The sequence below is a fragment of the Flavobacterium degerlachei genome (assembly GCF_900106645.1).
GTDB lineage: Bacteria > Bacteroidota > Bacteroidia > Flavobacteriales > Flavobacteriaceae > Flavobacterium > Flavobacterium degerlachei.
On sequence record NZ_FNMV01000008.1, the window covers coordinates 93,021 to 109,023 of the forward strand.

At 34.5% G+C, this 16,003-nt stretch carries 19 protein-coding genes; 15 read left to right on the forward strand and 4 right to left on the reverse strand.

What is annotated here, in order from left to right; translation table 11 throughout:
* Positions 1-57: 57 nt before the first annotated feature.
* Entirely contained in the window at positions 58-816 is a 759-nt protein-coding gene (gene yaaA / locus BLV91_RS09520; protein WP_091432255.1) for a peroxide stress protein YaaA, read from the reverse strand.
* A gap of 177 nt (positions 817-993) precedes the next feature.
* Between yaaA and BLV91_RS09525 the strand changes: the two genes are divergently transcribed.
* From BLV91_RS09525 to BLV91_RS09580, 12 genes are all read left to right on the forward strand, one after another.
* On the forward strand, positions 994-1,536 hold the full coding sequence (locus BLV91_RS09525; protein WP_091432258.1) for a GNAT family N-acetyltransferase: 543 nt from the start codon (positions 994-996) through the stop codon (positions 1,534-1,536).
* Between the two features lie 90 nt (positions 1,537-1,626).
* Positions 1,627-2,625, forward strand: coding sequence for an LLM class flavin-dependent oxidoreductase (locus tag BLV91_RS09530; protein ID WP_091432261.1), 999 nt, complete (start codon positions 1,627-1,629; stop codon positions 2,623-2,625).
* Between the two features lie 292 nt (positions 2,626-2,917).
* Positions 2,918-4,108, forward strand: a complete 1,191-nt coding sequence (gene nhaA, locus BLV91_RS09535; RefSeq protein WP_175513987.1) for a Na+/H+ antiporter NhaA — start codon at positions 2,918-2,920, stop codon at positions 4,106-4,108.
* Positions 4,089-5,432, forward strand: coding sequence for a TIGR00341 family protein (locus BLV91_RS09540; RefSeq protein WP_091432265.1), 1,344 nt, complete (start codon positions 4,089-4,091; stop codon positions 5,430-5,432). Before nhaA ends, BLV91_RS09540 begins: the two co-directional genes overlap by 20 nt.
* An 80-nt stretch (positions 5,433-5,512) precedes the next feature.
* Positions 5,513-5,728 (forward strand): helix-turn-helix transcriptional regulator, encoded by a 216-nt coding sequence (locus BLV91_RS09545; protein WP_091432267.1) that lies wholly within the window; start codon positions 5,513-5,515, stop codon positions 5,726-5,728.
* A 412-nt stretch (positions 5,729-6,140) separates the two neighbouring features.
* The gene (locus tag BLV91_RS09550) at positions 6,141-7,013 is read left to right on the forward strand and encodes a transglutaminase domain-containing protein (RefSeq protein ID WP_245709649.1); all 873 of its coding nucleotides are present in this window, start codon (positions 6,141-6,143) and stop codon (positions 7,011-7,013) included.
* Between the two features lie 87 nt (positions 7,014-7,100).
* A complete protein-coding gene (locus tag BLV91_RS09555) occupies positions 7,101-7,361 on the forward strand; it encodes an Ada metal-binding domain-containing protein (RefSeq protein WP_091432270.1) in 261 nt (86 codons plus the stop codon).
* Positions 7,325-7,939, forward strand: coding sequence for an alpha-ketoglutarate-dependent dioxygenase AlkB family protein (locus tag BLV91_RS09560; RefSeq protein ID WP_091432273.1), 615 nt, complete (start codon positions 7,325-7,327; stop codon positions 7,937-7,939). The genes BLV91_RS09555 and BLV91_RS09560 overlap by 37 nt, the downstream gene beginning before the upstream one ends.
* 96 nt (positions 7,940-8,035) lie before the next feature.
* On the forward strand, positions 8,036-8,461 hold the full coding sequence (locus BLV91_RS09565) for a GNAT family N-acetyltransferase (RefSeq protein WP_091432276.1): 426 nt from the start codon (positions 8,036-8,038) through the stop codon (positions 8,459-8,461).
* A gap of 64 nt (positions 8,462-8,525) precedes the next feature.
* Positions 8,526-8,894 carry a VOC family protein gene (locus BLV91_RS09570; RefSeq protein ID WP_091432279.1) on the forward strand — a complete coding sequence of 123 codons (369 nt, stop codon included), beginning with the start codon at positions 8,526-8,528 and terminating at the stop codon, positions 8,892-8,894.
* 202 nt (positions 8,895-9,096) lie between these two features.
* A complete protein-coding gene (locus tag BLV91_RS09575; RefSeq protein ID WP_091432284.1) occupies positions 9,097-9,357 on the forward strand; it encodes a hypothetical protein in 261 nt (86 codons plus the stop codon).
* A complete protein-coding gene (locus BLV91_RS09580; RefSeq protein ID WP_091432288.1) occupies positions 9,358-10,236 on the forward strand; it encodes a CPBP family intramembrane glutamic endopeptidase in 879 nt (292 codons plus the stop codon).
* Between the two features lie 119 nt (positions 10,237-10,355).
* Here BLV91_RS09580 and BLV91_RS09585 read toward each other — a convergent pair whose 3' ends face one another.
* Both BLV91_RS09585 and BLV91_RS09590 read right to left on the reverse strand, forming a co-directional pair.
* A complete protein-coding gene (locus BLV91_RS09585; RefSeq protein WP_091432291.1) occupies positions 10,356-11,399 on the reverse strand; it encodes an RluA family pseudouridine synthase in 1,044 nt (347 codons plus the stop codon).
* Positions 11,389-12,006, reverse strand: coding sequence for a PASTA domain-containing protein (locus BLV91_RS09590; RefSeq protein ID WP_091432295.1), 618 nt, complete (start codon positions 12,004-12,006; stop codon positions 11,389-11,391). Before BLV91_RS09590 ends, BLV91_RS09585 begins: the two co-directional genes overlap by 11 nt.
* Positions 12,007-12,238: 232 nt before the next feature.
* On the opposite strand from BLV91_RS09590, the gene BLV91_RS09595 reads away from it, so the two are divergent.
* The 3 genes from BLV91_RS09595 to BLV91_RS09605 all read left to right on the forward strand — a co-directional run bounded on the left by BLV91_RS09595 (position 12,239) and on the right by BLV91_RS09605 (position 14,500).
* On the forward strand, positions 12,239-13,207 hold the full coding sequence (locus BLV91_RS09595; protein ID WP_091432298.1) for a D-alanine--D-alanine ligase: 969 nt from the start codon (positions 12,239-12,241) through the stop codon (positions 13,205-13,207).
* A gap of 90 nt (positions 13,208-13,297) precedes the next feature.
* Positions 13,298-13,756, forward strand: coding sequence for a pantetheine-phosphate adenylyltransferase (gene coaD, locus BLV91_RS09600; RefSeq protein ID WP_091432301.1), 459 nt, complete (start codon positions 13,298-13,300; stop codon positions 13,754-13,756).
* Between the two features lie 165 nt (positions 13,757-13,921).
* Positions 13,922-14,500 carry a PhnA domain-containing protein gene (locus BLV91_RS09605; RefSeq protein ID WP_091432305.1) on the forward strand — a complete coding sequence of 193 codons (579 nt, stop codon included), beginning with the start codon at positions 13,922-13,924 and terminating at the stop codon, positions 14,498-14,500.
* A 123-nt stretch (positions 14,501-14,623) separates the two neighbouring features.
* Here the strand turns inward: BLV91_RS09605 and BLV91_RS09610 are convergent, their stop codons facing one another.
* Positions 14,624-15,970: a DEAD/DEAH box helicase gene (locus tag BLV91_RS09610; RefSeq protein ID WP_091432306.1), complete on the reverse strand. Its 1,347-nt coding sequence runs from the start codon at positions 15,968-15,970 to the stop codon at positions 14,624-14,626.
* Positions 15,971-16,003 lie beyond the last annotated feature (33 nt).

Here is a 16,003-nt window from a genome sequence, read left to right on the forward strand (position 1 = left end):
TAAAAAAATGCCGATATCATCAGTGATACCGGCATTTTTTATTTTAGGTCGAATAGATTATCTGGTAAAAACAAGATGGTTTCCCTTAGACAAGTTTGCATCAAATTGATATCCATCATAATTGAATCCTTTTAAATCGTCAATTGTTTTGGCCTTTGTATCTATAATATAACGCACCATCATTCCCCTCGCCTTTTTGGCAAAAAAACTGATGATTTTTAATTTCCCATTTTTGTAATCTTTAAAATCGGGTGTAATCACAGGAACTTTTAGCGCCTTAGTATCTATAGCCGAAAAATATTCGTTACTTGCTAAATTGACAAATAATTCTCCTTCCTTCAGCTCTTTATTGAGGCTTTTAGTAATAGTATTTTTCCAAAATTCATATAAATTTTTGCTTTCGCCAATGGGTAATTTTGTTCCCATTTCCAATCGATAGGCTTGCATTAAGTCTAAAGGTTTTAGGTATCCATACAATCCAGATAAAATTCGTAAACTATCTTGTAATGTCTCTAATTTATCTATTGGGATAGAATACGCATCTAAACCAGTGTATACATCCCCGTCAAAAGCATAAATGGCAGGACGTGCATTATCAGGAGTAAACGGTGTTGTCCAATCTTGATTGCGCTGCCAGTTTAAATCAGCCAGTTTCTCTGAAATATGCATCAGTTCCGACAAATCTTTTGGAGATTCCTTTTTCAATACTTTTTGAATCTGTCTTGATTCTTTTAAAAATATAGGTTGAGTATAAGTTGCAGTAGGTAATTCTTTTTCGAAGTTTAACGATTTGGCTGGAGAGATGACAATTTTCATAAATATTCCTATTACAGGTTCTTTTCAATAATTACCCAAAAGTACAAATTGAAAATAAGAAATAGCTATTTGTAAATTGAATAGTTCTATGGGGAAATAGAAATTAAAAATGGTTTCAATTTTAATTTATCTTAATTTTGAAGTTGAGAATAAATTCAAAATATTCTATCAAATAATATGAGTCAAATAGAAATTAGAAAAGCCTCCTTTACCGACCTACAATCAATACAAAAAATAGGTAGCAAAACTTTTACTGAAACTTTTGCAGCTGTCAATTCTGCTGAAAATATTTCCAATTACCTCGAAGAAAGCTTTAATACAGCCCAATTAACTATAGAGTTTAATAATCCGGATTCCTCTTTTTATCTGGCTACTTTAGACAATAAAACCATTGGCTACTTAAAAATAAATTTTCGAAAAGCACAAACCGAAATATTAGAAAACGAAGCAATGGAGATCCAACGCATTTATGTACTAAAAGAGTTTCATGGAAAAAAAGTAGGGCAATTCTTTATTGATGAAGTTCTAAACATAGCAAAGATAAATCCTGTCACATTTATTTGGTTAGGCGTTTGGGAAGAAAACCATAGGGCAATTGGATTCTATACTAAAAACGGCTTTGTCGCATTTGATAAACATGTTTTTACCTTGGGCGATGACAATCAAACTGATTTACTGATGAAACTAGAAATAAAAAATCAGAAACAAACCAAGCACTAAAGCAGCTAGAAAAAATAGTCGCTTAAGCATTACAAAATAAAATTTTATAAAAATTAGGGAGTAAAAAACTACCCTATAATTTTAATTCTAATGAAAAATAATTTTAATAGTATTCCATTATCCATACTGGATTTAGCCTTAGTTTTAGAAGGCAAAACTCCTGCACAATCCTTTAAAAACAGTCTTAGTCTGGCACAGGAAGCCGAAAATTTAGGATACCACCGCTTCTGGCTAGCGGAACATCATAATATGGTAAGTATTGCTAGTTCTGCCACTTCTATCTTAATAGGCCATATTGCAGGAGGCACCAGTAAAATAAGAGTAGGTTCTGGTGGAATAATGCTGCCCAACCATACCCCGCTTGTGATTGCTGAACAATTTGGTACTCTTGCCTCTTTGTATCCAGGTAGAATAGATCTAGGGCTTGGTCGTGCACCTGGCACAGATCAACATACCGCTAGAGCACTACAAAGAGATGACCAGGCTGCTTTTGAATTTCCAAAAACAGTAAGGGAATTACAGCAATACTTGTCAGAAGACAACAAAAATTCAGAGGTAAGAGCCATTCCTGGTGAAGGCTTGGATATTCCAATTTGGATATTAGGTTCAAGTACCGAGAGTGCAAAATTAGCGGCTTCATTTGGATTGCCTTATGCATTCGCCAGCCATTTCGCGCCACAGCAACTACATCAAGCACTTAAGATCTACAGAAGCAATTTCAAACCTTCAGAACATTTAAAGAAACCCTATGTGATTGCATGCGTAAATGTTACAGCAGCAGCAACTACTGATGAGGCCAAACTGATTGCTACTTCGATGGAAAAGATTTTTTTAGGTATTCTTACTAATGACAGGCATCCTCTTCAACCCGCAGATTCAAGTTTTAAAGCGAGCCCCGAAGCACAACAAGTTATGAAGCAATTTTTGACTTATTCTTTCATCGGAAACCCTTTGGAAATTAAAGAGGCGCTAACTCAGTTTGTTGATGACACTCAAATTGACGAACTAATGGTAGTTTCTCATATTTATGATCACCAAGCAAGATTAAATTCTTACAAAATTCTTAAGCGCTTGCAATCTTCCACTTAAAAAGTATCTAGGTATAAACCAGCTCATAAACTACTGTAAACAAAATATTTATAGCACGTATTTGCAATAAAATACTTTTAAATTAAGAATGATTATTGGCATTACATCAATAAAATGGACCTCATAAAACATTTTTAAAAATTTAGACAGCTTATTTTTAAAACATTATTATGCATTTCTACAATGGGATTACCTACTAATTGGCTATTTTTGTCAATCGAGCCATAATGGGTCGGCATTTATAAATAAAAGCGGAAAAATTTCCGAGTATTGGTTAAAAAATAAAGAGTACATGAAAATAAAGATGAAGAAGGCAATAAAAAAGATTTATAACAACGATTTGTTTGTTGAATTTTTTAACAATGAAAAATCCAGTGGACTTATCCTGATAGGCTGTACGATATTTTCATTATTCATGGCAAATTCAATTTTTGGGTCGCAATACCTACACACTTGGCACACGGTAATCGCTGGTCAAAGTTTAGAATATTGGATTAACGATGGTTTAATGACTATTTTCTTCTTGCTTATTGGTTTAGAATTAGAAAGAGAAATATATGAAGGTGAATTGTCTAATATAAAAGATGCGTTACTTCCTATTTTTGCCGCCTTAGGTGGAATGTTAGTTCCTGCAGGTTTATATTTACTATTAAATTATGGAACTATAGCGCAAGCTGGAGCAGGTGTTCCAATGGCTACTGACATTGCATTTGCATTGGGAATTCTATCTTTATTGGGTAGCAGAGTCCCTTTATCTTTGAAAATTTTCCTAACAGCATTAGCGGTTATTGACGATTTGGGTGCTATCATGGTTATTGCGATTTTTTACACGAAAACAATCCTTTGGACAAACTTATTTAGTGCTCTGGGTGTAATGTTAGTTCTGTTTATAATGAATAGAATGAAAGTTCGAAATTTAATTCCATACCTGATAGGTGGTGTAATTATGTGGTGGTTCATGTTACATTCAGGTATTCACGCAACTGTTACGGGGGTTCTATTGGCCTTTGTAATACCTTTTGGAAATGGAGATAAAAAATCGACTTCTTCCATTTTACAGCATTTTTTACATAAACCTGTCGGATTTTTCATTCTTCCTGTCTTTGCCTTGGCTAATACAGCAATTGTTATCAGTTCGAATATTGGGGAAACCATCGCACAACATTACAGTCTGGGAATTGCATTGGGACTTATAGTTGGAAAACCATTGGGTATTTATCTGTTTAGCTTTTTGGCTGTTTCTGCCGGATTGTGTAAACTTCCCGACGACTTAAATTGGAAAACAGTCATTGGTGTAGGATTTTTAGGTGGAATTGGGTTTACAATGTCAATATTCATAACTTTACTTGCTTTTGATGACCAAACTATAATTAGCAACGCTAAATTCATTATTTTACTTTCATCATTAATAGCAGGTACAGTAGGCTTTCTTTTTTTAAAAAATACCTTAAAAGAAGTTCCAGATGAAAACAACAATGAATAGATTACTTGACTATATCAATCTTAGCAAAGGCGAAGAAGATAAGCATAGGGTTTTAGAGGATGTAAAATCCAACATTTCATTCAGAGGTTCAAATTTATGGATTCTGGCGTGCGCTATTGTAGTAGCATCGATAGGGTTAAATGTAAATTCGACGGCGGTAATCATAGGCGCAATGCTTATATCTCCTTTAATGGGTCCCATCATAGGTGCTGGTTTCGGATTAGGGATCTATGACTTTAATTTACTCAAAAGATCCCTGAAAAACCTGTTGATAGCTACAGTTGTAGGCTTATTGGTATCTACACTTTACTTCTATGTTAGTCCTTTTAAGGAAACACAGCCTGAACTATTATCAAGGACTTCACCCAATATTTATGATATCCTTATCGCCTTTTTTGGGGGATTGGTTGGGGCTATTGCAATAACACGAGTTGAAAAAGGGAATCCCATTCCGGGGGTAGCGATTGCTACAGCCCTTATGCCTCCTCTTTGTACCGCTGGTTATGGATTAGCACTAGGTAGCTTCAAATTCTTTTTTGGAGCCATGTATTTGTATTCCATAAATTGTGTATTTATCTGTATTTCTACCTTTTTCATTGTCAAATTTTTAAAATACCCTGTCAAAAAACAACTAGATGACAAACATCAAAAACAAGTACGATACATTATTACAAGCTTAATAACAGTATTAATTTTACCGAGTATTTATTTTGCGTACCAATTGATTGAGCAGAAAAAATACCAACATCAAGTTGATATTTTCATGGAAAATGAATTTACCAATAAAGGGATTGCTATTTTATACAAGAAAACAAACTTTAATTCTAAGCCAAAAACGTTGCAGCTTGGTGTTCTTTCCAAACGATTTACTGATCCAGAAATAAAATTACTCAATCAAAAATTAACAACCTACGATATAAACGATACCAAATTAGTGGTTATGCAAGATACCACTGACCTCAAAAGTGACATTTTAAATGAAATCAATTCCAACAAGTCGGTATTGAGCAAAAAAGATGTAACTATCTTAAACTTAAAAAATGAAATTGCCAAAAACAGGTATGACAATAAAGCATTGTTAGCTGAGGTAAAAATCCTATTTCCAGAAATTGAAAATATTTCCTTATCGAATCATACTTTCGATGAAAACACAGACAGTACCAGAACAGTCCCTGTCTTAATTTACAAAAGTAGAGAAGGCATACAGAAGCCTTCAGAAGAAAAGCTGGCATTATGGCTGAAACAACGATTGGTAAAAAAAGAATTAGAAATTTTTAGAGCACCAAACACTGCTCCAAAAGCTGAGCCTACCAAAAAGAAATAGAGTTCTAACTAAGAGTAACAAGTTTCAGATTCCATAATGACAAAATACTTTCGATTTTTACTGTATCAAAAGGAAACTTCATGAATTCACAAGAAGCTACTAACTATAAACGCATTGCAGTAGCAATTGACCATATCAAACTTAATTTTAAGGAGTATCCCGACTTGGATGAAGTCGCGTCCGAAGTAAACCTAAGCCCTTTTCATTTTCAAGTCCTTTTTACAGAATGGGCTACTACTCGTATATTGCATGATTTATTTGCAAGCACCAAAAGTATGAGGCCTTACAAATATTAGGATTGCACTAAAATATTCGTGTTAATTATACTTTTTAGTAAGGAGCATTTAGGACTGTTATTCTTCCCGCTACAACAAAAAGATCTTCTACATGGGTTTCACATACGAAATCATGCGACTTAATTGAATTACAACGTCACTATCCCAATACCATCTTTGTAATATATTGGATGCATCTTCCCAAGGGAAAGCCATAAAAAAACAGGCAGCCTATATCAAGAAATAAACGCAACAAATTAGAAGTCTAATTTATCATGAGATTATCAAATTAAATTGGAGGCCTTTAAATCTTATAAAAAAGAGCGTGTTTAATCGTATATTATTGATTATCAACGTTAAATTTAGTTTTAAACAAAAATATTCCCTAGTTTACACTAAGTTTAATAGTCATGAATCCCTAATATTTTTAATTATGAACAAACCTTTAAAATGGTATTTAAGGAGACATTCTTTATTATATAAAATACGGTTTAAGTTGATTTCTAAAAAGTCAACTTTTTCTGATATGGAAGATATGTGCTATAATTACATAAACCCTAAAAATGAAATTCCGTCAATTTACTTTGAGTTAAACCAATCCATATTTACCGAAACTGACGGACATTTAACTGACCTAAAAAAAGCTGAAAAAATAGCAAATTGGCTTAGAAACAATATAAAAGGCGGCCCAGGATTAGGTAATTCCTCTGAAAGTGCGATACGTAAAATGATTAATGGGGAAGGTGGCGTTTGCAGTGATTTTGCGCAAGTATATAACAACTTTTGTGTTATCAATGATTTGAAAGTAAAAGAATGGGGCTTAAAAATTATTACTGATGAGCCTCAAACCAAAGGAGGACATTCCTTTAACGAAATCTACTCCCAAGAATTACAAAAGTGGATTCTAATTGATGTGGCTAAATGTCTCTTTTTCTATCATTCTGCCCTAAGCTTACCACTATCGGTTTCTGACCTAATTGCCCTGAAAAGGCAAAAAAAAGAAATCAAATATTGTGAATTCAACAAAGAAATTACAGCCGACCCTAAAAGAATAAAAGAGCTTTATCTTGCGATGAATTCCTTTCCTTTTCTGATTACTAATTATAGGAATAAAATCTGTGACTACTTCCTGACTAAATTAAACTTTCTCCCAGTATCACTAATTCACGGAATATTATTCTTGAGCGGAAACAGTTATGCATTTCAGTTCCCATTGGATCCCATAAATAACATTATTCAAAGACCAGTTATCCGTCTTATACCAAAAAGAAATCCAATGCAAGTCTTAGAGGAAATCGCCAAATAAAAAAATCACGTACTGGTTCCATTTTATCTTTTTATGTATAATTTATTGACATATTAAACAGTTATAAAAATCTATAGTCCATTACAAATGCTTCTCCACGATAAATTAATAGACTCCGAGACCAACACAAAAATCAAACAGAAGTTAATTGTCTTTGGTGGAAACCATAAACTTAAAATTTATGGAACCCTAAACTGCAAATCTGACAACCTGCTAAAAAGAGAAAATCGGGTATTTTTTACTTGCGAAGCCGAGGCAATTCAAAACAATTTCCGACCTTGTGGTCATTGTATGAAAAGCAAATACCAACAATGGATTTATTCAGCACAGAACCAGACGAAAATATAAACCTATTGCCTAAAGACGGGACCGTAAACTATTACGGGACTTTGATGTCGCAAGTCAAGGCTAATGAATATCTGGATGAACTACTTGAAAATATCGCCTGGCAAAATGACCAAGCAATCATTTTTGGTAAACTTATATTCACCAAACGAAAAGTAGCTTGGTACGGAGATACCAACTTCAATTATACCTACTCCAACACTACCAAGAAAGCCTTGCCTTGGACTCCAGCTCTTCTGGAACTAAAAGCACTGGCCGAAGCCACAACTGGACAAACTTTCAACTCCTGCTTACTTAATTTGTACCATGATGGTAACGAAGGTATGGCCTGGCACAGCGACGCCGAAAAAGACCTCAAAAAAAACGGTGCCATAGCTTCCATAAGCTTTGGAGCTGAACGCAAATTTGCCTTTAAACACAAAGAAACCAAAGAGACCGTTTCCCGCATATTACAAAACGGCAGCCTTCTGGTTATGAAAGACCAAACACAAACGCATTGGTTACACCGCTTACCTCCTACCAAACTAGTAACTAAACCTCGAGTAAACCTCACTTTTAGAACTATTGTTATAGGTCAGTAAAAAAAGCATATCATTAAATAAAAAATAAATACTACATTAGTACTACAATATCAGCATGTTACTATCATTTTGAAACCATTCTAAAAACAATAAAAAATGGCAGCAGTTAAAATCGCAGTTACAGATCAGGAAATCAGAATGTGTTGGGAAGCACTCTATTTATTAAGGCCCATGCTCCAGCCCACCACTTTTTTAGATCAAATAAAAGAAATGCAAAAAGAAGGATATGTCCTTTTGTATGTATTTGAGCACAACAAAGTAGTTTCAATTGCTGGCTATCGTATTTATAGCATGTTATATTGTGGTAAAATACTTTATATCGATGATTTATCAACTTTAGAATCGGCCAGAGGGAATGGTCATGCTACAACTGTTTTAAAACATCTGTATGAAGTTGCTGCAGAACAGGATTGTAAAGCCATCCATTTGGATAGTGGACATAGTAGAACTGCGGCACACAAACTGTATTTAAAAGAAGATTTCACCATCAGTGCATTTCATTTTAGCAAACCCATCAATTAAACATGTAATTGCTCGACTGCACCCAAAAGTAGCTAAGAGTTAACTGAATTTATTTTAGAAAATAATGGAACATAAAGCCAAATCAATACGTCCCTTTATAGGCGCTAAAGATTACAAACAATCTCGCAGTTTTTACCGAAATCTTAATTTTAAAGAAACGGTATTGTCCTTCAATATGTCTTATTTTGAAGCCGATGGCTTGGGTTTCTATTTACAAGATTATTACACCAAAGATTGGATTGACAACACCATGGTTTTTATGGAAGTCGATAACGTAAACCGATACTATAATGAATTGACAGCCTTAGATCTGCCTTTTAAATATGACGGTGTTAAACTTTCTCCTATTCGCTTACAACCTTGGGGAAAGGAATGTTACTTGCACGACCCATCCGGAATCCTATGGCACTTTGGAGAATTCAACACCCCATAAACTAGTATAGTAAAACACTTTAAATATTCCTGCTTCCAAATATCACCAAAAGTGGGTATTGCTATTACCAATTTAATGTTGTCTATTTACGATAGGGAAAAAAGCTTCAAAAAAATTCATATTTAGATGTCGTTTTTCTTTTAATACTATCAAGAAGTAACCAACTATAAAAACCTTTTACTTAACCCAAAACTAACCTAATATGAATAGCGAATGGATTGCAAATTATGATGACAACCTAATCACAATAACTAACAACTGGTTTTCTGGCGAAAAGCTATTTATTAATGACACCCTTCAGGATGAGCAGTTAAACTTTATAACTCCAAGTAAAATGTCGGGAATTTTGACAGATAAAAAGGGTGATAGACTGCATGTTAAAACTAATATTTCTGGATTTTTTAAGGTAAGTTGTCGACTTTTTATAAATCATAAAAAAATAGATTTAAAACAAGTCAAATAAATGAAAATTCCTTTTAATGACAAGCATCAGGGTTTATATAAAGCCGTAACCATAATTCTGCCTTATATTTTTATTGTAGGAAGCCTTCAAGTATTGGCAGCCTATTTTTCAGGTTATGATTATATGCATCGTGACACCTTTCCCCGGACCTCATTACAAACGTTTTTTTCCTCATTTGCGACGGTTATAGGCACTGTTGTAACCGTATTACTTTTTCAAAAGAAAAAAATTGATCTAAAATCATTTGGCCGTTTAGGTTTTCAAACCATATCTGTCAAAAAAGAGCTAATCCTTGGCTTATTGCTTGGATTTGTAATTATGTCAACGGGCTTTTTAAGTTTGCTTTTAATCAATGAAATAAGCATTCAATCCATTCATTTTAATTTAACTGAACTTTTGTTAAATGTTGGGCTTTTCATTTGCGTTGCTATTTCTGAAGAAATACTGTGCCGAGGATATATGTTAAGTACTCTTATGAAGTCGTATAATAAGTATGTGGCTTTGGCTATTTCTGCATTACTTTTCAGCCTATTGCACATAGCCAATGATTTTATATCAATATTAAATCTCTTTGACCTTTTCATTGCTGGAATTCTCTTGGGTATCTGCTACATTTTTACGCGAAGATTATGGTTTGCCATCGCTTTGCATTTTAGCTGGAATTTTTTTCAAGGAACTATTTTTGGCTTTAATGTCAGTGGCAACGACCATTACTCCTTATTACAAATCAACTACAGTAATCCTAGTATCTGGAATGGAGGCGGTTTTGGTTTTGAGGGCTCTGTACTCTCAATTGTGTTTCAAGTTGTCGCTATCTACCTAATATATGACCACTACAATAACAAAAGATTCAAACTCAGTCTTGCTAATTTCTTATGATAAAAACCTTTTCACAAACCAAAAAATCCCTTTTGAATCAATTAAAAGGGATTTTTTATATAATTGCTTTTCTCTAAAACTACTGTCTTCCAACTTTAAACCTTAAACTTCAAAAAAAACTATCCTTGTTCCTCTTCTGTCAAATGCGATTTAGAATAGCCTCTCCACTTCTCGATACAATCTTGAAAATCTTGTGGTAATTCTGTATCAAAACGCATCATTTCTCCCGTTGTAGGATGAACGAAACCTAATGTTTTAGCGTGTAAAGCCTGTCTTGGTAATATTTTAAAACAGTTGTCTATAAACTGCTTGTATTTAGTAAACGTGGTTCCTTTAAGAATCAAATGACCGCCATAACGCTCGTCATTAAATAAAGGATGTCCTATGTGTTTTAAATGCGCTCTAATCTGATGCGTTCTTCCCGTTTCTAGTTGGCATGAGATCAAAGTCACATATCCAAAACGCTCTAACACTTTATAATGAGTAACAGCAGGTTTTCCAATCTCAGGATCAGCAAAAACAGCCATTTGCATGCGGTCTTTCAAGTGACGCGCTAAGTTTCCTTCGATCGTTCCTTCTTCCTCGTTTACATTTCCCCAAACCAAAGCAACATATTCTCTTTCAGATGTTTTTGCTTCAAATTGTTTCGCAAGATGCGTCATCGCCGCTTCAGTTTTGGCAATTACTAATAATCCTGAAGTATCTTTGTCAATTCGGTGTACTAATCCAGGACGCTCGCTGCTGTTCATTGGCAAATTATCAAAATGATACGCCAAGGCATGCACTAAAGTTCCTGTATAATTTCCGTGACCAGGATGAACAACCATTCCAGGTTCTTTGTTTATTAGCAACAAAGTATCATCTTCAAAAACAATATTCAACGGAATATTCTCCGGTATAATATGATTTTCATACGGCGGATGCGTTAGCATCACACGTACTATATCTAACGGTTTTACTTTATAATTTGACTTCACAGTCAAATCATTCACAAAAATATTACCTTCGGTTGCTGCAGTCTGTATTTTGTTACGGGTCGCATTTTGAATCAAACCCATCAAATATTTGTCAATTCGCAAAGACGCTTGTCCTTTAGGAACTTCAAATTTAAAATGTTCGTACAATTCTTCTTCCAAGTCTATTGACTCTACATTATTGTTCATCTGGCATTTCTTCTGTTGGATATGCAATGCTATCCGTTCTTACTTCTTCTTCATAACTCATTTTCCCGTCTCCTAGCACCAAATCAATTTTGGATGCCTTCAAGACTTTATCTCCCGCTTTCATATTTCTGCCTTTATAACGCATTTCAAGCACCATGTCTTTCCCTAAATTTGGCACATAGGTTATCGTACCTTCCTCAAGACCTAATGCTCTCAATGTAGGAGCGGCTTCACGATAGGTCTTACCTACCAATTCTGGTATTTTAACTGACGAAAATCCAGAACTATTGATTTTAATGTACACCTTTCTTCCCACTTTCACCTTTTCGCCTGGCAATGGGTTTTGCTGCACTACACTATATTTAGGAAAATCACTTTTGTAATCTACACTATCCAGTATCACATAACTAAGATCTAAATCATCTAGTTTTTCCTCCACTTGCTCCTCTGTTAACTTGCTCAAATTAGGAACTGTAATCTCATTCCCATGATCAGTTGTAAAAGTCAACCAATGCATAAACAGGTATCCCAAAACGGCAATAATCAAAACGGCTAAAAATACTTGTATAAGAAAAACACGGCTGGTAAGATACTTACGTAAACTCATAAATTTAATTTTATAATTGGACAAAGATATAGCTATTTCGTTTCAAAAAAAATGATAATTTTGTTTAATGGTATTTAGTACTTTCCTGATGAATTTTAGGAGCTATTTCCCGCTATCCGCTATATCCACGCAAAAAAGCGTGGGATGTCGCTGCTATCGGGGCTAAAAAACGAATTGTTTTCATAAAACCAGTAGTTGTACTAACTCAAATATTAGACCTAAAAACTTAAAAATGAAGAACATTGCTATTATCATGGGAGGTTATTCCAGCGAATACAAAATTTCACTTATCAGCGGAAACGTTGTATATCAATCACTGGACAAAACAAAATACAATGGCTTTCGCGTCCATATTTTTAAGGAAAAATGGGTGTATGTAGATGATGCAGAAACCGAATTCCCTATCGATAAAAATGATTTTTCGACTACAGTCGACGGAAATAAAATCAAATTCGACTGTGTTTTCAATGCAATTCACGGAACTCCGGGCGAAGATGGGCTTATGCAAGCCTATTTTGAATTGCTCGAAATACCGCATACTTCCTGCGATTATTACCAAGCAGCATTGACTTTTAACAAAAGAGACCTTTTATCCGTATTGAAACCATACGGAATAAAAAGTGCTATTTCGTATTACTTAAACAAAGGAGAACATATTGATACGGCCGGAATTGTAAGTAAAGTAGGTTTGCCCTGTTTTGTAAAACCCAATAAAGCAGGTTCCAGTTTTGGAATTTCAAAAGTTAAAACCGAAGCTGAATTGCCAATTGCTATCGAAGTCGCTTATAAAGAAGACAACGAAATCATTATCGAAAGTTTTCTTGACGGTACTGAAGTTTCTGTAGGAGTAATCAATTATCAAGGAAAAACAACCGTTTTACCAATAACAGAAATTGTATCTGAAAATGATTTCTTTGACTATGAAGCTAAATATTTAGGGAAATCACAAGAAATCACACCGGCAAGAATCTCTGACGAAATGACTCAAAAAGTAGGAGCAATTGCTAAACGTGCCTATGAAATTCTACAAATGGAAGGATTTTCTCGTAGTGAATTCATAATTGTAAACGGAGAACCTTTTATGCTTGAAATGAATACAATTCCGGGTTTAACCACTGAAAGTTTGATTCCCCAACAAGCAGCCGCAGCAGGAATTTCGCTACAAGACTTGTTTACCAATGCAATAGAGTTATCTTCATAAAAAATTAAAAAGTAACGAAATCTAAAAACCTTTGAATTTTTGCGGTTTTCAACATTTAACTTGAAACTTCAAACTTGAAACTTTTAAATAATGAGAAAAGCCATATTTCCAGGATCCTTTGATCCAATAACCTTAGGTCATGAAGACATCATCAAAAGAGGAGTTTCCCTTTTTGACGAAATTGTAATTGCAATTGGTGTCAACGCCGAAAAAAAATACATGTTTTCACTCGAAGAAAGAAAACGATTCATCGAAGAAACCTTCAAAAACGAGCCGAAAGTCACAGTTATTACATATGAAGGCTTGACAATTGATTTATGCCATCGAATAAAAGCCGATTTCATCCTGCGTGGATTACGTAATCCAGCCGATTTTGAGTTTGAAAAAGCCATCGCACATACCAACAGACATTTATCTAAAATAGAAACCGTATTCTTACTAACCGCTGCAAGAACATCATATATCAGCTCTAGTATTGTGAGGGACGTTATCCGCAATGGCGGTGAATACCAGATGCTGGTTCCCAAAGCCGTAAGATTGAAGAAGTAAACACTCATCAGGTTTTTAGTATTCATACTCCTAAAGAATATAAAATACTTTATTTGCAAATAACTATAAACTGTATACTGCAATCTGAATGAAGAACACGTATTAATAAACTTGCAGAAAGTACATAATAGCCGTATTTTCGCCAAATCAAAATAAAAGCCAACAATGAGTATAGAAAGAGAATTAAGCAAACGCAGTGGATCGAAATGTGAATTATGTGCTGCAACTGAAAACCTAAAAGTATATGAAGTTTTACCTACTAAAAAAGGTGGAATCGACGAAGCGATAATGGCATGTAGCACTTGTATTGAGCAAATTGAAAATCCAGGAAATGAAGATCTAAACCATTGGAGATGTCTAAACGATAGCATGTGGAGTGAGCATACCGCTGTACAAGTGGTATCATGGAGAATGTTGAGTCGCCTTCGTTCTGCAGGTTGGCCACAAGAATTGATTGATCAAATGTATTTTGACGAAGATACATTAGCCTGGGCTCAAGCAACTGGAGAAGGTGAAGAAGATGAGAACAAAGTAATACACAGAGATGTAAATGGTGTTATTCTAGAAGTAGGAGACTCAGTAGTTTTGATAAAAGACCTGAAAGTAAAAGGATCTAGTATGGTGGCTAAACAAGGAACTTCTGTACGTAACATCAGACTGGACCATGAAAATGCCGAATATATTGAAGGAAAAGTAGATGGACAAACTATCGTAATCATCACACAATACGTGAAGAAATTGTAGTGAGTATTAAATCAGTGATTAGCATAAAAAATAAAATCGTTAACAGTAACTCTATTTTACTGTTAACGATTTTTTTATTCCTTTTCTGAACACTTTTTCAACTGACCACTGATCACTAAAAAACTACTCCTCTTCTTTCTTAATCACTTTACGGGCAACTTCAATTTTAAACTTCTTGCCTTTCATTTTCTCATCCTTGATGTTATTCAACAAGTCTTTTACTTTATTGAATTTCACAGCAGCAAAAGAGATAAAATCTTTTACTTCGATTAATCCTAAATCACCTTTTTCTAATTTCCCTTTTTGAGAAAAGAAACCTACGATATCTATCTTATTCAGTTTGTTCTTCTTTCCACCACTGATATAAATTGTTTGAAATTGCGGCGGTTTTGGCAAAGTAACAGAATCCTCAACAGTAAAAACTTTCATGCCATAATCGATATAATCCGCTTTTTTTTCACTTTCATGAGCAACGATATAAGCCGTTCCTGACGCTAGCATACGAGCTGTTCTTCCATTTCTATGCGTGAATTCATCTTCTTTAGATGGTAAATGATAATGGATAACATGGTTCATTTCTGGAATATCAAGTCCACGAGCCGCTAAATCAGTTGTAATTAAATAACTTACACTTCCATTACGAAACTGAATCAAAGCGCGTTCACGCTCATCCTGATCCATACCACCATGATAATAGGTAGCGTAAATACCTTTTTCGTTTAAAGTATCACTGATACGTTCTGCAGCATCACGATGATTACAAAAAACGATAGCTGATTCAGACTTAAGCGAACAAATCAGATTGAACAAACTTCCTATTTTATCTCTCTCTTTAGAAACAACCATCCTCATCGAAAGGTTTGTTTCCACCTCATGCTCAGGAATAAAATCTAAAATAGTTGGATTAACTACTCTAGTGTATTTTGGAATCTCAATATCAGAGGTCGCCGAAACCAACACTCTTTTATTCAGTTTAGAAAATTTCCCTATGATGAATGACATTTGCTCATGGAACCCCAATTGCAGTGATTTATCAAATTCATCCAAAATCAAAGTTTGGATTTTATCCGTTCTAAAAGTTCCTCTGTCTATATGATCAGCGATACGCCCAGGAGTACCTATTAATACGGCTGGCGGATTGCTTAAATTCTTAATTTCAGTATCGATCGAGTGTCCACCGTAGCAAACATTTACTTTGTAATCTGTACCCATTTTTTTCCACACTTGCTCAATTTGCAACCCCAATTCTCTTGAAGGAACCAGAATTAAACATTGAACAGATAGAATCTCAGGCTGCAACATTTCTAGAATTGGCAATAAAAAGGCCAATGTTTTCCCTGAACCTGTAGGAGAAAGCAGTAATACATTATTATCGTTTAGGATGGCGTCTTGCGCAACTTCCTGCATTTCGTTCAGGCTTTCGATGCCTAAATTCAAAAGTATATTATTGGAATGGTGTTTCTTATTCATTTTGCAAAAGTACTAAAAAAAGTCCTCAATGCT